Annotated in this window: 19 protein-coding genes and 1 tRNA gene; 12 read left to right on the top strand and 8 right to left on the bottom strand. The window is 69.0% G+C overall.

Features of this window, described 5'->3' with window-relative positions; genetic code table 11:
• Positions 1–21 precede the first annotated feature (21 nt).
• The 3 genes from ASF76_RS03260 (at position 22) to ASF76_RS03250 (ending at position 4193) form a co-directional block, all read left to right on the top strand.
• Positions 22–714, top strand: coding sequence for an HAD hydrolase-like protein (locus ASF76_RS03260; RefSeq protein WP_055952816.1), 693 nt, complete (start codon positions 22–24; stop codon positions 712–714).
• The gene (locus ASF76_RS03255; RefSeq protein ID WP_156459106.1) at positions 707–1975 is read left to right on the top strand and encodes a hypothetical protein; all 1269 of its coding nucleotides are present in this window, start codon (positions 707–709) and stop codon (positions 1973–1975) included. Before ASF76_RS03260 ends, ASF76_RS03255 begins: the two co-directional genes overlap by 8 nt.
• A gap of 154 nt (positions 1976–2129) precedes the next feature.
• Positions 2130–4193 (top strand): bifunctional lysylphosphatidylglycerol flippase/synthetase MprF, encoded by a 2064-nt coding sequence (locus ASF76_RS03250; protein WP_055953405.1) that lies wholly within the window; start codon positions 2130–2132, stop codon positions 4191–4193.
• Positions 4194–4250: 57 nt separating this feature from the next.
• Here the strand turns inward: ASF76_RS03250 and ASF76_RS03245 are convergent, their stop codons facing one another.
• Positions 4251–4457, bottom strand: coding sequence for a cold-shock protein (locus ASF76_RS03245; RefSeq protein ID WP_055952808.1), 207 nt, complete (start codon positions 4455–4457; stop codon positions 4251–4253).
• Between the two features lie 318 nt (positions 4458–4775).
• On the opposite strand from ASF76_RS03245, the gene ASF76_RS03240 reads away from it, so the two are divergent.
• A complete protein-coding gene (locus tag ASF76_RS03240) occupies positions 4776–5384 on the top strand; it encodes a GntR family transcriptional regulator (RefSeq protein ID WP_055952805.1) in 609 nt (202 codons plus the stop codon).
• A gap of 48 nt (positions 5385–5432) precedes the next feature.
• Complete coding sequence (locus tag ASF76_RS03235; protein ID WP_055952802.1) at positions 5433–5861, top strand: hypothetical protein; 429 nt, start codon at positions 5433–5435, stop codon at positions 5859–5861.
• 9 nt (positions 5862–5870) lie between these two features.
• On the opposite strand, the gene ASF76_RS03230 is transcribed toward ASF76_RS03235, so the two are convergent.
• The 3 genes from ASF76_RS03230 to ASF76_RS03220 all read right to left on the bottom strand — a co-directional run bounded on the left by ASF76_RS03230 (position 5871) and on the right by ASF76_RS03220 (position 8138).
• Positions 5871–6869: an endonuclease/exonuclease/phosphatase family protein gene (locus ASF76_RS03230; RefSeq protein WP_055952799.1), complete on the bottom strand. Its 999-nt coding sequence runs from the start codon at positions 6867–6869 to the stop codon at positions 5871–5873.
• Between the two features lie 16 nt (positions 6870–6885).
• Positions 6886–7761 carry a CHAD domain-containing protein gene (locus tag ASF76_RS03225; RefSeq protein WP_055952796.1) on the bottom strand — a complete coding sequence of 292 codons (876 nt, stop codon included), beginning with the start codon at positions 7759–7761 and terminating at the stop codon, positions 6886–6888.
• 110 nt (positions 7762–7871) lie between these two features.
• A complete protein-coding gene (locus tag ASF76_RS03220) occupies positions 7872–8138 on the bottom strand; it encodes a GlsB/YeaQ/YmgE family stress response membrane protein (RefSeq protein ID WP_055952793.1) in 267 nt (88 codons plus the stop codon).
• A gap of 323 nt (positions 8139–8461) precedes the next feature.
• Between ASF76_RS03220 and ASF76_RS03215 the strand changes: the two genes are divergently transcribed.
• Together ASF76_RS03215 and ASF76_RS03210 are read left to right on the top strand one after the other, a co-directional pair.
• Positions 8462–8824 (top strand): histone-like nucleoid-structuring protein Lsr2, encoded by a 363-nt coding sequence (locus tag ASF76_RS03215; protein WP_082484811.1) that lies wholly within the window; start codon positions 8462–8464, stop codon positions 8822–8824.
• A gap of 116 nt (positions 8825–8940) precedes the next feature.
• Positions 8941–9117, top strand: coding sequence for a hypothetical protein (locus tag ASF76_RS03210; protein WP_156459104.1), 177 nt, complete (start codon positions 8941–8943; stop codon positions 9115–9117).
• A 27-nt stretch (positions 9118–9144) separates the two neighbouring features.
• Here the strand turns inward: ASF76_RS03210 and ASF76_RS03205 are convergent, their stop codons facing one another.
• The 3 genes from ASF76_RS03205 to ASF76_RS03195 form a co-directional block, all read right to left on the bottom strand.
• The gene (locus tag ASF76_RS03205; RefSeq protein ID WP_156459103.1) at positions 9145–9726 is read right to left on the bottom strand and encodes a hypothetical protein; all 582 of its coding nucleotides are present in this window, start codon (positions 9724–9726) and stop codon (positions 9145–9147) included.
• Positions 9723–10235 carry a DUF6790 family protein gene (locus ASF76_RS03200; RefSeq protein WP_055952782.1) on the bottom strand — a complete coding sequence of 171 codons (513 nt, stop codon included), beginning with the start codon at positions 10233–10235 and terminating at the stop codon, positions 9723–9725. Before ASF76_RS03200 ends, ASF76_RS03205 begins: the two co-directional genes overlap by 4 nt.
• A 144-nt stretch (positions 10236–10379) precedes the next feature.
• Positions 10380–10955, bottom strand: coding sequence for a DUF6790 family protein (locus ASF76_RS03195; protein WP_055952779.1), 576 nt, complete (start codon positions 10953–10955; stop codon positions 10380–10382).
• Between the two features lie 130 nt (positions 10956–11085).
• On the opposite strand from ASF76_RS03195, the gene ASF76_RS03190 reads away from it, so the two are divergent.
• Positions 11086–13668 (top strand): helix-turn-helix transcriptional regulator, encoded by a 2583-nt coding sequence (locus ASF76_RS03190; RefSeq protein WP_082484810.1) that lies wholly within the window; start codon positions 11086–11088, stop codon positions 13666–13668.
• A 94-nt stretch (positions 13669–13762) separates the two neighbouring features.
• On the opposite strand, the gene ASF76_RS03185 is transcribed toward ASF76_RS03190, so the two are convergent.
• A tRNA-Leu gene (locus ASF76_RS03185) sits at positions 13763–13846 on the bottom strand.
• A gap of 154 nt (positions 13847–14000) precedes the next feature.
• On the opposite strand from ASF76_RS03185, the gene ASF76_RS03180 reads away from it, so the two are divergent.
• The 4 genes from ASF76_RS03180 to ASF76_RS03165 are packed head-to-tail and all read left to right on the top strand — an operon-like array spanning position 14001 to position 17922.
• On the top strand, positions 14001–14738 hold the full coding sequence (locus tag ASF76_RS03180; RefSeq protein ID WP_055952773.1) for an FhaA domain-containing protein: 738 nt from the start codon (positions 14001–14003) through the stop codon (positions 14736–14738).
• The gene (locus ASF76_RS03175; protein WP_055952770.1) at positions 14735–15274 is read left to right on the top strand and encodes an FHA domain-containing protein FhaB/FipA; all 540 of its coding nucleotides are present in this window, start codon (positions 14735–14737) and stop codon (positions 15272–15274) included. The genes ASF76_RS03180 and ASF76_RS03175 overlap by 4 nt, the downstream gene beginning before the upstream one ends.
• A gap of 9 nt (positions 15275–15283) precedes the next feature.
• Positions 15284–16522: a PP2C family protein-serine/threonine phosphatase gene (locus ASF76_RS03170; protein WP_055952767.1), complete on the top strand. Its 1239-nt coding sequence runs from the start codon at positions 15284–15286 to the stop codon at positions 16520–16522.
• Entirely contained in the window at positions 16519–17922 is a 1404-nt protein-coding gene (locus ASF76_RS03165) for an FtsW/RodA/SpoVE family cell cycle protein (RefSeq protein WP_055952765.1), read from the top strand. Before ASF76_RS03170 ends, ASF76_RS03165 begins: the two co-directional genes overlap by 4 nt.
• Positions 17923–17928: the final 6 nt, after the last annotated feature.

Raw genomic sequence — 17928 nt, 5'->3', positions numbered from 1 at the left:
CCGCGCCGGTAGCGTGGACGCATGCCCGAACGCTCTCCCTTCTCGTGCGTCCTGTGGGACGTCGACGGAACCCTCGTCGACGCGTCCGAGGGGATCCTCCGCCGCCTGACGACCACGCTCGACCACTTCGGGCGCACGCCGCCGACGCGGGGCGAGCTGTCGCGCTGGATCGGCCCGCCCATGTTCGAGTCGTTCCAGGTGAACGTCGGCATGACTCCCGAGCAGGCCGTCGAGGCCGTCGCGTTCTACCGTGGCTTGAACAAGAGCGAGGGCTACACGGTCAGTGCACGGCTGTACCCGGGGGTCGGCGAGCTGGTGCATGACCTGCACGCGGCAGGGGTACCCCAGTCGACGGCGAGCTCGAAGCCCGAGGTGCAGGTCGTGGCGCTGATGGACCACTTCGGTCTGGCCCCCGATCTGGAGGCCATGGTCGGCGCGACCCTCGACGAGCGCACGCTGAGCGCCAAGTCCGACATCGTGCGCGAAGCGCTCCGTCGACTCGAGGCCGCCGGAGTGGATACGTCCCGCCCCGTGCTGATCGGCGATCGGCACCACGATGTCGAGGGCGGTCAGGATGCCGGCGTGCCGGTGATCTTCGTGCGGTGGGGCTTCAGCTGGCCGCACGAGGCCGAGGGCGCCCAGGCGGCCGTCGACGACATCGATCAGCTTCGTGCCCTGCTCCTCGTCGGTGACGCGCTCGATGCCGATGCCTGATCTCGCGTGGGCGGCGCCGACGGCGATCGCCCTCGTCGCCGCCGCTCTCGTGGTGGCGGTCGTCGTCATCGCCGTCCGCATGCAGCGCCGGTCTCCCCACAGCCGTGCGGCCGCGGGTCAGGCGGTGTCGGGTGCGGCGGCCGCCCTGCTCGCACTCGATGACGATGTCGACGATCTCGACCTCGCGTTCGAGGCCGCCGACGCAGTCGATGCCGACGACGTCCCCACCGAGTTGCGTCGCGCCCGCACCACGGCGCACCGCGCCCGTGATCGGGGCTTCGGCGACCTGTTGGTCCTCGAGGCCGACACCGGCGTGGCAGCTCGCCGACGCGATCAGGCGCGACGGTTTCACGAGGCGCTCGATGCGCAGCGGAAGCAGGTTTCCGCGGTACGCACCCGCCTCGCGGAGTGGGAGCGCGAGAACCGCTCACACGCCGGTCTGCTCGCGGCCGCGCGTCGCCGTCGCGACGATCTGGTCGCGACATCGGGTGACCCCGAGCCGCTTGTCGACGCTCTGCGCGCGCGCTTCGACGACGATGACTGGTCCGGGGCCGCCGTGGCGACGGATCGAGCGAGAAGCGCTCTGGCCGACGCCGACGACGCCCTCCGACGCGCGGAAGGGGATGTCGAGGGCGGCCACATCGTCCGCGCCACCGTGGCTCTACGCCTCGCCGCACGCTACCTTCGCGAAGTCGAAGACGGCCACCGCATCGCCCTCCAGGCCGCCGGAAACGCCGACGCCGAGGTGGCCGCCGCACGCGCCGAGATCCGCGAGGCGATCGATGTGGCCACCGCCCGTCCCGAAGCCTGCCGGCCGGGAGCAGCCGAGCGCCTTCGTGCGGCGGCTGTCGAACTCGAAGACGCTGCCGCCGCGGCGTCTCGACGCCCACGCGAAGCCGTCGCCACCGTTGCACGCGTGCGCGAAGAGCGCGACGAGCTCCTCGACGCTGCCGTCAGCATGCGCCGACGTGTCGAGGCCGCTCGCACGGCGCTCCCGGGAACGCTTGCCTGTGCCCGCGCGGCCCTCGCCGCCGCCGAGACAGTCGCAGAAGCCGCTCCGCGGGCGACCGCCGAGACAGCCGACGGAACGGCCATCCACGCGGCCGACGAGAAGCGCGAGGAGGCGCCAAGCGACGCCGACCGCATCGCCCAGCGCCTGCGGGTGGAACGCGCGCGGCGCCACCTCGCCGAGGCCCGCGCCGCCACCGACGCCACGCAGGCGCTCACCGCCGCCCGCGCCGCCTGGTCCGCCCTGCGCTGACCCGCCGCCTGGTCCGCCCTGCGCTGTCCCCACCCACCTGGTCGACCCCGCGCTGACCCCACCCACCTGGTCCACCCCGCGCTCACACCCGTCTGAGGCGAAGCCCCCTTCGCCGCCTCACGTCACGACGCACGCGTGCCCTATGGTGGGCGGCATGGCGCAGAAGACCCTCGTCGCTCGCTCCCTCGCGGTGGCGAGGCGCGTCCCGGTCACGCTGACGCTCGCCGGCATCCTGCTGCTGGTGGGACTGTTCTCCGGCGGCCTGTGGCGGCCCTTCGCCGACTCCGACCTGTTCTCCTCGGTCGCCTACGGGCTTCCCGCCCTCTCGGCCGGTCGGTGGTGGACGCCGATCACCGGCACCTTCTTCGTCGATTCCCCCTGGGTCTATGCGGCCGGCATCCCGGTCCTCGCGGCGATGGCGTTCCTCGAGGCGCGCCGGGGCTCCCGCGTCGCGGCGGTCACCTTCGCCGGAGGCCAGCTGTTCTCCGTCCTCGCGGCCTCCGCGTTCCTCTGGGGCGCTGCGCTCCTGCCGTGGTCGTGGGCACAGCAGCAGGCGACCGCCCTCGACGTCGGTCCGTCGGGCGGCCTGTTCGCGTGCCTTGCCGTCGCGCTCGCGCTGCTCCCCTCCCCGTGGCGTCTGCGCGCGTGGACGGTCTTCCTCGCCGTGCTGCTCGTGTCGTTCTTCTATTACGGCTCGCTGCCCGACCTCGAGCACGTCCTCGCGGTGCTGCTGGTCCTGGCCGTCGACCGATCGCTGCGCCCGCAGCGCGTGAGCGTGCGCGAACAGCGTCTGGTCGCCTTCGTCGTGCTGTGCGCGCTCGGCGCCATCGAGATCCTCGGCTACGTCGCGCCCATGACCGGCCCGTTCGGCACCTCCGCGGCGGTCTCGGGGTCGTGGATCGACGTCGCGGTGAACACGGCGATCGTCCTCCTCGTGGCCACCGCCCTGCGACGCGGCCGCCGGTGGGCGTGGCTCGTCGTCATGGTCTACTGCGCCCTGAACCTCGTTCTCGTGGTGCTCGTCGTCGGCATCCTGTCGCTCTCCGGAGTCGAGGGCATCGAGGCCGACCTGGATGCCGATGTCACCAGCGTCCTGGCCTCGTCGGCGTTGTGGATCGTGGCGTCGGTCTACTTCGTGCTGGTGCGAGCGGCGTTCCGCGCCCGTCCGCGCGCTGCCCTCGGTGATACCCCGACACCGACGCCCGACGACGTCAAGAAGGAGTTGAGCGCCACCGGTGGCGGGACCCTGTCGTGGATGACGACGTGGGACGGCATGTCGTACGCCCGTTTCGGTCGCGGCATCGTGGCGTATCAACGGCGCTCCGGCGTGGCGTTGGCTCTCGGCGACCCGCTCGGTCCCGCGGACGCGCGAGCCGACACGGTGCGCGCCTTCATCCATCGCGCCGAAGCGGCGGGGCTGGCCCCGTGCTTCTTCAGCGCCGGTGCAGCGACCCTCGCCGCCGTGCCGAGCGGATGGCGCAGCATCGTCGTGGCCGACGACACGGTGGTCGACCTCCCGGGCCTGCAGTTCACCGGCAAGGCGTGGGGGGCCGTGCGCACCTCACTGAATCGGGCTGAGCGCGAGGGCATGACGTTCCGCCTCTCCCGACTGAGCGACGAGAGCTGGGGTGTCCGCCAACAGCTGCGTGCGATCTCCGAGAGCTGGGTGGGCGACAAGGGCCTGCCCGAGATGGGCTTCACGCTCGGCACGTTGCACGAGGCATCCGACCCCGAGGTGCGGATCGCCCTCGCGGTGTCGCCCGCCGGAGACGTCGACGGGTTCCTGTCGTGGCTGCCCATCTACGGCGATGGTGCGATCCGCGGATGGACCCTCGACCTCATGCGGCGCCGCGACGGTGGCTTCGGCCCTGTGATGGAGTTTCTCATCGGCGCATCGGCCCGGCAGTTCTCCGCCGAGGGTGCTGACGTGATGTCGCTGTCGGGGGCGCCGCTGGCGCACGAGTACCCCGCGGATGCCGGTGTCATCGCCGACCTGCAGAAGCGCATGGCCGACGCGCTCGAACCCGTGTACGGCTTCGCCTCGCTGCACCGCTTCAAGCAGAAGTTCCACCCGCGCTACGAGACCTTGTACCTGCTCTACCGCGATGAGGCGGATCTCACCCGCATCGGCGCGGCTCTCACACGGGCGTTCCTCCCGCACGCGACGATCCGCCAGTTCGCGGCCGCCGGGGTGGATCTCGTCCGGTCCGACAACTGAAACGCCCCGGACGACGCAGTTGTCGGCCGGGGCGCATCCGCTTCGGAGTGCGAGGTGTCAGAGCGGGCGGATGTCTTCCGCCTGCAGGCCCTTCGGGCCCTGGGCGACCTCGAACTCGACGCGCTGGTTCTCCTCGAGCGAGCGATAGCCGCCCGACTGGATGGCGCTGTAGTGGGCGAACACATCCTGCCCGCCGTCATCCGGGGCGATGAAACCGAAGCCCTTCTCCGAGTTGAACCACTTGACCGTGCCCTGCGTGCTCATCCTGATGCCGTTTCCCGCTCGAGCCGACACCGAGCGCGCCGGACTGTGCCCCCACGGTAACGGGCGGATTCCCCGTGCGCACGGCACTGTGACACAAACGTTGCGAGAGACGAAACGGGGCCTCACGCACCCGGAGCCCATACGACGCCCGGGCTGAGCAGGGCTCAAAGCCCGGGCGTCGACGGATCCCCCCGGATATGCCACGCAAGCGTGACGTGATGACAATACCGGCGTCGAGGCGTGCGCGCGACACGAAATCGAAGAAACAGTAACTTATGTCGATGTTCTGTGATATCTGGAAGCCGTAAACTCCGCCTGATGGATGATCGCCGCCGCGCTTCGGCCCTCGTCGACGAGGCGTATCGTGCCCTCGGCGGGGCGATCGTCGACGGTCGTCTGCGGCCGGGAGACCGATTGCGCGACGTCGAGCTGGCTCAACTGATGGGCATCTCCCGCACACCGGTGCGCGAGGCCCTGCAGAAGCTGGAGCGTATCGGCCTCGTCGAGATCGCGGCCAATCGGTACACGCGGGTGTCCGAAGTCACCGACCGAGCCCGTGTCGACATGCGCGAATACGCCGCCCACACCATCGCAGGTGCCATCCGCGTGGCTTTGGCGCGGTGCACCGACGACGAGATCGATGTCGCCGTCGACCTCGTCGATGGCATGCGCGACGCCGAGACGTCGCGGTCGTACGTCACCGCCGTGCTGACCTTCTACGCCCACATGGCATCCGGATCACGCAACATCGTCTTCTCGCGGGCGTTGGAGCAGACCGACCTCGTCCTGCGACGCAATCTCGACGGCTGGGAGAGCATCTCCGACGAGACGCGCGAGACGCTCTTCCGTCACCTGAGTACGCAGGTCGCCGCGCGCGATGCGAACGGCGCCACCTGGACGTTCCTCGCTCTGCACGGTTTCTCCTGACCGCACAAGTGCGGCGGTGGCGACGTCCGACGCCAGTAGCGTGACGGCATGCCGAACATCGAGCTACGCGATCTTCACGACGACGACCGGGATGCCGTGTTCTCGGCCGTTCACGCCAGCGGATCCGCGTGGCCGCGTGCCACGTTCGACGATCGCCCCTCGTTCGACGCGTGGACGGATCGCACCGATGTCGTCGCTCTCGCCATCGTCCAGGATGCCTCGGTGGTCGGCATCGCCGCGGCGCTGGACGTCGACGGCGACCGGGAGGTCCTTCTCGCCGTCGCACCCGACACCGAGGGCGACGCGTCCACCGAGGCACTGCGCCTGCTGACCACGCGCGAAGCCGACCGGCCGCTGTACGCGTGCGTCGCCGCGAGCGACGATCCGTCCCACGACGTCCTCGCCCGCATCGGCTTCGTCGAGCACCGACGCGACGGTGACGACGTCGTCTACGTCCTGCCCCCGACCCTCGAGTGACGCCGGCGCTCACCGGCGCGTGAGCGTCGCGACGATCGGCCGGTGATCGCTGCCGGCCCCGTCGAAGTCGGTGCGCACGGAGAACGACTCCGCGCGCCAGCCCGCGCCGACCAGCACGTGGTCGATGGGGGCCGCGAAGGCGACGGGGAGCCGCACGGGCCACGTTCCCTGGGCGCCCGCGCCGGCCTCGGCCGCGGCGTCGCGGCATCCACCGATCATCCCGCCTCGGGTTCCGAGGCCGGCGAAGTGGTCGACGGTGGCATTGAGATCGCCCGCGACGATCACGTCGGCATCCAGGCACTGCTCGGCGATCCACCGCAGGCCCGCGTCCCATTCGTCCATCACCCGGGGCAGGGGCGGCATGGGGTGAGCGGCCACGAGTGTGGGCCCGCGGCCGTCGACGGGCCGCCAGACGCCGCTGGGCAGGCCGGGTGTCGACGCGATCGACGCATCTCGCGTATAGGCCCCCAGCGCGGTCGAGATGAGGATCGACGTCGGGATCGTCTCTCCGCCCGGGGCCGCGGCGACGGTGTGGTGTCGCATGGACACTCCGTCTCGGGCCAGGATGCCGACGATCTCGGCCGCGTCGAAAGCATCGGTCTCGGGCAGACTGACGACGTCGGCGCCGGTGTCGCGCACGAGACGCGCAACGCTCTCGGGTGAGGCCCCGCCCCCGTACGCGTTCCACGCCACGACGGTGAGGTCACCCTCGACCGCAGGCGCGCCCCACCCGCGGACCATCAGTACGCCGGCATTCCCCACGGAGGCGATGGCGAGCGCAAGCGCGAGGGCGGCGCTGACACCCCACGTCTTCCGCCGCACGGCCACCCCGCCGACGAGCAGTGCCAGCACACCGAGAGCACTCGCGAGTACCCCGCGTAGCGAGAGGACGTTTGCGACGAACGGCAGCCGGTGGATGCCGATGACCTGGGGCCACACCACGATCGACGCGACCGCCCCGCCGACGATCAGGACGACGAGGAACGAGAGACGGGGGCGACGGAGCATCGGCGTCCGCGGTGGGTCAGCCCAGGCGCCTGGCCGCCTTCTTCACCGTCTTGAGGGCTTTCGGCACATCCTTCAGGTGGGCCTCGGCCCGCTCGGCCGCGAGCGCGGCGACCGCGTCATAGGGACGAGTGTCCTCCTGCGCGGTGAAGGCACGGCGGTGGAGGTCGTTCGCACGTTCGGCCAGCAGCAGGTCGTCGCGGTGATGCCCCAACAGTTTGTGCACGCGCTTCGCGGAGCGTCCCACGCGTCGAGCGTCGCCGCCGAGCAGCTCAGGATCAGCGCGGTCGACGGCTTCAGCGAGGTAGCGCAGCCGACGCGCGGCCTTGCGCACGTCGTGAAGGCGCTCGATCGAGCCGTCGCTGCGTCGCGCCGCTCGTGCGACACGGTCGGCCTCCCCGTGAAGGAGACGACGGAAGACCTTCTTCGACTTGGCGTCGGCGTCGTCGAGTTCGAGGCGCAGTCCTGCTTCGCGAACGAGCTGGGTGCGGGCGCGGGACTCCTCTGTCTCGTGCGCCGCGACGACTCGCGCATGGAGGTGGCAGTATGCCGCACGTTCGTCGCCCACGAGCCGGCGACGCGCGTCGGCATCGTCCACTCCGGTTTCCATCAGGGCGTCTTCGGCGCGTTCCGCGCGCACCTCGGCGTCGCGCGCGTGGCCGAGCAACTGACCCCACGTCTTCAGGGCCTCGTTCAACTCACGGGTCTCCCCTGCCGGCAAGATCCGTCGAAACGCCGTGACGACGCTTCGCAGCCTCCGTACGACGGTGCGGTGCTGGTGCAATCCATCGGGCACGTCGGCGAGGGCTGCGGCTTCGGTGGATTCGACATCGGCCGACGCCGTCTGAACGATGCGGCGGACGATCGTCTGCGCAGAGGGGGTGTCACGGGGCATGAGCCCACGGTATTCCGGGGGGATGCCGAGACGGGGCCGGGTTGACGAGCAGTCTGGAACGACGAAAGGCCCGGGGCGCGGTCCCACCGCCCCGGGCCTTTCTCAGGTCGTCAGCGCGCGGCGCGACGTCCGACGATGAGGCCGTAGATGAGCAGAACGACGATCGAACCGCCGATGGCGAGAAGCCACGTCTGGATCGAGAAGAAGTCCTGCAGGGGGGCGTTGAAGAGCAGGCTGCCCAGGAAGCCGCCGAGCAGCGCGCCGACGACGCCGAGCACGAGCGTGATGATCCAGCCGCCTCCCTGCTTGCCGGGGAGGATCAGCTTGGCGATGGCGCCGGCGATGAGTCCGAGGAGGAGAAATCCGAAGAATCCCATTGTTGTTCCTTTCGCGAGTGTGAACCGATGCCCGCTCGAGGGCGGGGTTCTCGTTATGTCCAGGTTCCTCCCAGGAAGCAACTTTCGGGGGTGGGTTGCGCGGCGCCGCGAATTCTGTGTGGCGCGCGTGCACGCGGGGGTGCAGGCGCAGAAAGTCGCTAGTTTTCCCGCATCCCGGGCTCGTCGCCGTTCCCCCTCCGGCTCGGCGGCGCGCCCGAGGTCGATTCACATACATGATCTCGACTCGATCAACGACCCCTGGAAATCGAGAGATCGGCCGCTATGATTGGTTATGTGTGGGGGCACAATGGGAGGGGAGTGCTGTGGCACTCGAGCAGATTTTTCGTCGACTCGACGACTTGGACGGATCCGAGTTGGACTTGGATTCCACCCCGGTGTCATTTGCTCTCGAGGGAGTTCAATACTCCATCGATTTGACGCGAGGCAACACCGAGAAGCTCCGTGAGGCTCTGGCACCGTTCATCGCTGCCGCCAGGACCGAGGGCTTCGAGAACGCCCGTCATCTGACGAGGTCGCAGCGCACGATGAAGCGACGTGCGATCAGGGAATGGGCACGGGCCAACAACCTCGAGGTGTCCGATCGCGGTCGCATCAGTGACGCCGTGCTCGATGCGTACGCATCGCAGGGAACGAGCTCGCGGCAGCAGCACTACGGCGCCGCCTGACCGCTCCGTGCGCGGTGCACCGCTGTCCTTGTGTCCTCCCACCGCGGAGAGGCACGAGGACAGCGGTGTACTCACGGTCCGGTGAAGACCTCCCGCGCCCAGGGCAGGTCGCCGTGGTGGGGGCGGATGTCCCGCACGACGGGATCGCGACCTACGATCGTCACTTCGTCGCGCGCCATCTTTCGCGCACCGACGCCGACGCCAACGGGCGGACCGCGGTGGACATCGGCCTTGCCCAGGTGGTGCAGAACCTCGCGACTTCACCCGTCGGTTCCGAGCCGAGACGGGAATGACTCCCTGCGGCTACGACACCTCGCAGGTCATCTCGACGCGCATTCCACGTCGCCCAGGGCGCATTGCTCGACAGACGATGTCGGTCCCGGAATGGCGAGCGGCTCGATATCGCCGATCGTGTAGGTGGTGCCGTGGTACCCGGGCTCGTACGGGAGATCGGGCCGATCGTCGGGGTAGACCTGCAGCTGGCAGGAGATGGACTCGACGGGATACGCATCCGACAACTGAGAGCACAGTCGCTCGGCCAGGACTTCCCAGTACGGGTTCTCGGCGGCGTCGACCGCGTCCATGAATTCCAGTGCGTCGGTTCGGATGTCGACGTAGTTGGGGATGGCGCTGACGGCGATGCCGGCGTCGTATCGATAGTGGAAGAACATGTTGAGGCGCTGACCGCCTTGATTGGCCGTCTGGTAGCCCACGACTTGGAAGAAGAAATCCTGTTCCGGAACCGCCGACGGCGATGCCCCCGCCGGCGTCATCTCGGGGGCAGCTGCTCGGGCGAGTGCCCAGCCGGACGCGCCCCCCAGCAGGACGAGGGCAAGGCCGACCACGCCGACGACGAGTGCCTTCCTGACGGGCGAATGCGAGTCCGCAGGCGTGGTGGTCATCGGTACTGCGCCCAGGTGAAGAAAGCGAAGAGCAGGAATGCCGGTACGACGAAGTTGACGAACAGGATGGCCGTGTTGTTGATGGCGAAGTTCTTGTCGCGGATCATCGAGCGGATGTGGCCGATACCGCAACCCACACGGAAGATCGAGCTCGAGAGGATGACAGCGAGCCAGTAATCCGGGGAGAAGTTGGCTGCGATGAGCCCGGCGATACCGAAGGCGAGGTCGGCGAATCCCACCTCGAGTTCGTAAGGGCTCTTCTCGAAGCCGATCGTCTTCGAGATGCGGTTGCCGAAGAAGATGTGCGAGATCCCGGCGCCGATGCCGGCCCATCCGATCATGTAGACGACGGCATTCGTCACCAGGGTGGGTCCCCAGTTCTCGCCGGCCCCACCGGCGAACTGAGCGACGGTGGCGATGACGAACAGGATGACGCCGATGAAGGGCAGGAGACCACCCAGGATGCGTCGACGGTGCGGAGTGGTTCGGGTCGGTGTGGGTGTACTCATCGGCTTTCCTTGAACGGGGAGGGTCACCCCTCCGGGACTTCTACGTCGGCGCACCCGTTTCCGACCGTGCCGAGTCGACTGCCGGCGAATTCGGGGGGCGACTGCGCGGGGTGCACTCCAGCGCTCCCCGTCTGCGGGACGAGATCAGCGCACGGGCACGGCGTGGTCGACGGTTGCGTCGGTGGGAACGACGCCCTCGCGACCGATGGCCACTGCGTGCCAGACGACGAAGGCGATTCCGATCAGGTTGAGCACGACGTCCCCCGCGAGAAGCAGACCGCCGTTGTCGACCGCGGTATCGCCATTGACCGCGGCCTGGAAGACATGCCCGGCGGCGGCTCCGAAACCGAAGATGGCGACGCCTATGGTGACGGCAGCCTTGGACAGCACCGGGCTGCGTCTGCCGTGAACCATGATCGCGATCACCGCGATCCCCGCACTGGCGAGCGCCAGTTCGAGTTGGAAGGGGGACTGAGCCCATCCGATCTGTTCGGCGGCGAAGTCGCCGAAGACGGAATGCATCACGGCGTTGATGGCCAGACCCACGCCGATGCCATAAAGGAGATAGGCGTTCAAGAACAGCCCGCTGATGACCGCGGCGGTGCGCTGGCCCTTCCATCGCGCCGTCTGGACCGACGCCACAATGAGCCCCAGAACGAAGCAGCTGATCATGTAATTTCCGATGACCGTGGTGAGGACGGCGGAGATGATGTCGGACACGGGGACTCCTTGGACGATGTGAGCGGGATCGGCCCGCAATCGCATCCGACCATGCGGCGGAGAGATTGATCCACCGGGCCGCAGAGAAACACCCAGGACTAGGGTGAAACCCCAGCAGGAAGGACGATGGATGTCAGTCCGCACGACTTTGGGGAGTCGGGACGCAGAGCTCGCCGCTGGCGCGCGCGCCGCCTATGCGGCGTCGAGGGGCCGGCCGGTCCTGGTGCTCGTAGAGGGTGAGCCCGGGGCGGGAAAGACGGCGTTGCTCGAGGAGATCGCGCGGGACGCCGTTCGCCGCGTGGCGAGCGTCGTGCGCTGGGCGCGACCCGACTACGCATCCTTCATGGTGGCGCGCGACGCCATTCGGGCTCTCCCCTCGGAGCAGTTCGTCTGTCTGCTCCTCGACGATGCCGACGAGGTCGGCGGTGACTGCGCAGCACTTCTCACCCGCCTCCTGGATGATGAATCCGCCCGGCCCCTCCTCGTCTTGATCAGCGCCCGTCCGCCGAGGCGGCACTTCGCCCGCACGGCTGTGGACCTCCTCGCCGGCGGGGTGCCCGGCATCCGGCTCTGGCTGCGCGGCGTCTCGGCCGATGCTGCGTCCGGTGCTCAGCCCGCTCCGTCGAGTGCAACCTCATCCGACGCGCGTGTCGCAGCGACAGCCGGCAACCCCGCGTGGCTGGGCGCGATTCAGCGTGGTGAGGCAAGCAGCGACGACCCGGGGCCGGCGCTCACGCGCGCGGCGACGGAGCTGCTGGCGTCGCTGGACGCCGGCGAGCGAGCGGTCGTGGATCTGCTCGCCCACGCCGACGGCGCGCTCCCCACCGCCGTTGTGGGAAGGGCGCTCGGCGGACGGTTCTCCGTTCGGTCGATACGTCGCAGCCTCGGTCCGTTGCTCGAGGACGGCGGTCTCGGCCTGCGTCTGGATTCGCAACTCCTCCGGATCGTCACCCGGGAGGCGGTCAGTACGGAGGATCGCCGAGAGATACACAGGACGCTGGCGGCGGCCACGGAAGGCCCGCAGCGCTCCCACCACCTCCTGGCAGCGCTCGGCCCAGAGGGCGACGCTTCCCTCGCCGACGAGTTCGAACAAGACGGGCTCGCGGCTCTGAAGACAGGGGACTGGCATGCCGCCGCCCTCGCTCTCGCCCGCGCGAGCAGAGCGCACCCGCAATCAGACCAACGCGAACGTCTCTTGCTCGAGGCAGGCTGCATCATCGGGTTGGCCGAGGACCTCGACCTCGCGCGCCAATTCGGCGCCGACGTCGCCGCGCTCACGAGGAGCCCGCTACGAGACGTGCTCCTGTCCGGACTGACGTACTTCGCCGGGCAGTTCGAGCAGGCCATCGACACGCTCAGCGCCCTGTTGCGCGCCACCGGTGACGACGAGCTCCGGGGACGCGGGCGTGCGCTGGCGCTCGTGATCATCTCCTCCGCGCGCGCCATCATCGGGCAGACGGCAGCGGCCCTCGACGCGGGGCGCGCCGCAGCAGCCACACCCGTGCCCCGCAGCGATCCCATTCGCCCACTGCTCCGCCGTGTGATGTGGATGCAGATCGCGTCCGCGGAGTGGGCGAACGGGCACATCGTCGATGCGTTGAGCATCACCGACCGCCTCCTGGATGCCGACTCCGGCCGACTCGAACACACCGACACGCTCCTGCTGCGCGGCGCGATCCACTTCTACGGCGGGCGTACTCTCGCTGCCCACGATGACCTGAAGCGGGGGGATGCCCTCGCCGACGCCACGATGGCGGTGCTGCGTCGGCGCATGTCGGAACACACCGTGATCGACTTCCACCTCGGCAACTGGACGCAAGCTCAACAACGCGGCCTGCGTACCATCGCGGCCGGCCGTCGGAACGGCGACCTCCGGGGTATTGCGGCGACCGAAGCCGTCATCGCGATGATCGCGGCCGCCCGAGGTGACGATGCGCGTGCCGACGCGACACTCGCCTCCGCGAAAGCGTTCGCGCACCGCCCCTCGCCGTTCGTCGCGCTTCACGTGGCCACGGCGGATGCCTGGATCGCCCGAGAGCGGATGAATCCCGCGGCAGTATTGGAAGCCCTCGCTCCGATACGGGAGAGCTCCGTCGCCGACTGGTCGGAGCGCATCGGACTCTTCGCGTGGCGGGCGCTGCATATCGGGGCACTGATCGGTGTGGGACGCCTCAACGAGGCCGACGACGAGTGCCGGCATCTCACCACGCTGGTCAGTCGTCGACCGGCTGTGCCGCTGGTGCACGGCCACCCCGAGTGGCTGGCAGGGCGGATCTCGGCGGCTCGCGGCGATGTCGGACGAGCCCGGGCCCAGTTCGCGTCCGCACGCCTGCTCAGCCTGGGAACCCCCTATCCGTCAGCTCTCGTCGCCCTCTCCGCGGCGTCGCTGGAGCGCGAAGCCGGACGGGACGACGAAGCCAATCTGCATCTCGATGAGGCCCTGCGCATCTTCCACGGGTTGGAAGCGTCCGCCGCCGCTGTCCGCACGAGACAGGCATTGGAAAGGGAGAAGTCCTTCCACCTGCTGTCGGTCAGGGAACGCCACGTTGCGCGACTGGCCGCTCGCGGACACACCAACGAGACCATCGCGAGCGAACTCGTCATCTCCGTGAAGACGGTGGAGTTCCACGTCGCGCGTATTCTCCGCAAGCTCGGTCACGCGTCGCGGCGCGATCTCTGGTCTGCGAGAGACACCGAGCCCGCCGGCGAGTGACCGGCGGCGGCCCGACCCGCACGGGTGGCGAACCCCCCGCTCTCCCAGACGAAGAAGAAGGCCCCGGGATGAACCCGGGGCCTTCTTCGTTGTGTGCGCGAGGGGGGACTTGAACCCCCACGCCCGTGAAGGCACTGGCACCTGAAGCCAGCGCGTCTACCTATTCCGCCACTCGCGCATACGCGGCATCGAGGATGCCACGCGACCAACTTCCCGAGAATATCACGGCGGCGACCGCCTCACGAAACGCGGGCCCCGCACGCGACGTCCATGACCTGCCCAGCCGCGCTGACTACGATGTGCCTACTGGTCTGCCTGCCCGAAGGAGTCTCGTGGGACTACTCGACAGTTTCGAGAAAGGTCTTGAACGCGCCGTCAATGGTGCGTTCGCGAAGACCTTCCGCAGCGGCATCCAGCCGGTGGAGATCGCCGCCGCGTTGCGCAGCGAGCTCGACAAGAAGGCCGTTGTCGTCACGCGTGATCGCATCCTGGCCCCCAACACCTTCGCGGTGCGCCTCTCGACCGCTGACGACGAGAAGATGAGTGCACTCGGCTCGACCCTCGTCTCCGAACTCGACACCCTGGTCAAGAAGCACGCGCGCACTCAGGGCTACTCGTTCGCCGGCCCCGTCGCCATATCGATCGAGCGCGACGCCTCCCTGTCGACCGGAACGCTGCGCGTCGACTCGCAGACCACCGAGGGCCGCATCGCCTGGCGGGGGGTCGTCGACATCGACGGCACGCGGCATCCGCTCACGGGATCGCGCACGGTGATCGGCCGGGGCAGCGATGCCGACATCACCATCCCCGACGCCGGCACCAGCCGCAGACACGTCGAGATCCTCTGGGACGGCGAGCGCGCAATGGTCCGAGACCTCGGTTCGACCAACGGCACGACCCTCAACGGCCACAAGGTGTCCGAGGCGGCCCTGCCGCCCGATTCGACGATCTCGATCGGCCGCACGAATATCGTGTTCCGTGTGGTCGCGCAGGCGCAGCCGCCGCGGCGCCCGCAGGCGCCCGACGCCACGAGCATCTTCGACGTCCGGGAACGGGGACCCCAGTCATGAGTCAGCTGACTCTTCTTCTTCTGCAGGGCGGCTTCCTCGTCCTGCTGTGGTTCTTCGTGTTCGGTGTGGTCTACTCGCTGCGCGCCGACCTCTTCGGCGTCAAGGTGCGCAAGCTCCCCGAGCCGGTGGCATCCCCCGCTCCGGCGGCCGCGGCCCCCGTGGCCTCGCCCGATGCCGTGACCACCCAGGTCAAGCGTCCCTCCGCACCGGCCCCCGCCCCGGCGGGCGGGCTCGCCACCACCGCGACCGTCTCGCGCATCGTCATCACGAGCGGCCCGAAGGCAGGGCTCGAGCTGCCGCTCGGCACCGAGCCGCTCACGATCGGACGCTCGAGCGAGTCCGGCCTCGTCATCCGCGACGACTACACCTCCAGCCACCACGCTCGCCTCGTGCTCTGGGGCGAACAGTGGATGCTGCAAGACCTCGACTCCACGAACGGCACCTCTCACGACGGTACGCGCGTGGCGGCTCCCGTGCAGGTGAAGGTGGGTGCTCCGATCAAGGTCGGCGCGACGACGTTCGAGTTGAGGACGTAAGCCACCTCCATGGTCTTCCAGGGCTCGAGCGCCGCCATCTCCCACACGGGCAAGGTGCGCTCCAACAACCAGGACTCCGGTTACGCCGGGTCCAATCTCTTCGTGGTCGCCGACGGTATGGGCGGGCACGCGGGCGGCGACGTGGCCTCGAGCCTGGCCATCGGTCGCCTCACCGAGCTGGACCAGCCGTTCCGCTCGCCGACCGATGCCGAGCACGCCATTCGCGACGCCCTGGCCGACACCGCGACCGAGCTGATCGACACGGTGGGACGCCGCCCCGAACTCGCGGGCATGGGGACTACCGTGAGCGCGCTGGTCATGGTCGACGATTACGCCGTCATCGGCCACATCGGCGACTCGCGCATCTATCTGTACCGCGACGACACGCTCACCCAGATCACCGCCGACCACACCTTCGTGCAGCGCCTGGTCGACTCGGGCCGCATCACCCCGGAGGAGGCGCGCTACCACCCGCGGCGCTCCGTGCTCATGCGCGTGCTCGGCGACATGGACCCCGACCCCGAGGTCGACAGCTTCATCATGCCGACGCAGGACGGCGACCGTTGGCTGCTGTGCTCCGACGGACTGTCGGGGGTCGTCGACGACGACCACACCGCCAAGACCCTCGCGCTGGGCATGCCACCGGCGCGCACGGCTGACGCTCTGCTGAAGCAGGCGCTCGACGGCGGCGCTCCCGACAACGTCACCGTCGTCCTGGTCGACGTGGGAGGTCAGCACCCCGTATTCATCGGCACCCCGACGGTCGTCGGCTCGGCGTCCAACCCGAGTGGCGTCGTCGTCCCCGCCGCGCGCACCGGACGCGGCGGCTGGTTGCACCACGCCCGTCAGGTCGCGAACGAGCCCACGCACTTCGAGCCCGCGGCCGAGTTCCTCGAGGAGCTCATCGAAGAGGACCGTCGCCGCGCGCGTCGCCGGCGGTTCGGCTGGCTCGCGGCGCTGCTCATCGTGCTGGCCGGCATCGGGCTCGGCCTGTTCGCCGGCTACAACTGGACCCAGACGCGTTATTACGTGGGTGCCGACGAGAACTCGGTCGTCATCTACCGCGGCATCCAGCAGTCCATCGGCCCCCTCACGCTCTCGACGGTCTACGAAGACACCGACGTCGCACTGGACGACCTGTCGGAATTCGATCGGCAGACGGTGGAGACCACCATCTCGGCCGGTTCGCTCGCCGACGCCCAGAGCATCGTCGATCGCCTGCGCCCCGCCCCGGAGGTAAGCGGATGACAGATCAGAAGCTCACCCGGTCGACGGATGCCGTGTCCACCGACACCGCCGTCATGCGCGCCCTCAAGAAGATCCGTGTGCCCGCCACGCAGCGCAACCGCGAGCTCGGACTGCTCGTCTTCGCCATCGCCGTCTACGGTGCGGCGGTCACCCTCGTCCAGCTCGGGGCGACCGGTGCCGTCGAAACCGGGTTCCTCATCCTCGCGGGCATCCCCGCGGTCCTGGCGCTCGTCACGCACATCGTGCTGCGCTTGCGCGCCCGCGACGCCGACCCGTTCGTGCTGCCCATCGCCACCGTCCTCACCGGTCTCGGTATCGCGATGATCTATCGCATCGACCTGGCCGATCAGGCCAGCGGATGGGATGCCACGGGCCACCGCCAGATCGCCTGGGCTGTGATCGCGATGGTCGCCGCCCTCGCCGTGCTGATCTTCGTGCGCAACTACCGCGTGCTCTTCCGCTACACCTACCTGTCGGGCCTCATCGGCATCCTGCTGCTGCTCCTGCCGTTCGTTCCGGGCCTCGGCACAGACCAGAACGCCGACGTGTGGGTTTCACTCGGCTTCGTCTCGTTCCAGCCGGGCGAGCTCGCGAAGATCTGCCTGGCGATCTTCTTCGCCGGCTACCTCGTACGCACGCGCGAGAGCCTCACCTCCACCGGTACGCGCTTCCTGTTCATGACGTGGCCGCGCGCGCGCGAGCTCGGCCCCGTGCTGATCATCTGGCTCGTCTCGCTCGGCATCATCGTGCTCCAGCGCGACCTCGGTACGGGCCTGCTCATCTTCGGCATGTTCGTGGCGATGCTGTACGTCGCCACCGGCAAGACGAGCTGGGTGGTCATCGGTCTCGTGCTGGTCGCGAGCGGTGCGTTCCTGGCATCCCGTGTCCTTCCCTACGTCAACGGACGCTTCGCCAACTGGCTGAGCGCCTTCGACCCCGAAGTCATCGAGCGCGACGGCGGCAGCTACCAGCTCGTGCAGGGCATCTTCGGCCTCTCCCACGGCGGCCTGTTCGGCACCGGCCTCGGGCAGGGGCGTCCGTACATCACGCCGCTCTCGCAGAGCGACTACATCGTGCCCAGCCTCGGCGAAGAACTCGGGCTCGTGGGATTGTTCGCGATCCTGGCGCTGTACATGGTGTTCACCAGTCGCGGCATCCGGATCGGACTCGCCGGCCAAGACGACTTCGGAAAGCTCCTCGCGACGGGCTTCTCGTTCACCATCGCGCTGCAGGTGTTCATCATGGTCGGCGGTGTCACTCGCGTGATCCCCCTGACCGGGCTGACCACGCCGTTCCTCGCCGCCGGTGGATCCTCGCTCATCGCGAACTGGATCATCGTGGCGTTCCTGTTGCGCATCTCCGACGCGGTCCGCAGCCGCCCCCGGGTGGTGATCGGCTGATGACAC

Origin of the sequence: Microbacterium sp. Leaf151, assembly GCF_001424225.1 — a bacterium.
Classification (GTDB): Bacteria; Actinomycetota; Actinomycetes; order Actinomycetales; family Microbacteriaceae; genus Microbacterium.
This window is presented reverse-complemented; position numbering and strand designations above follow the sequence as displayed.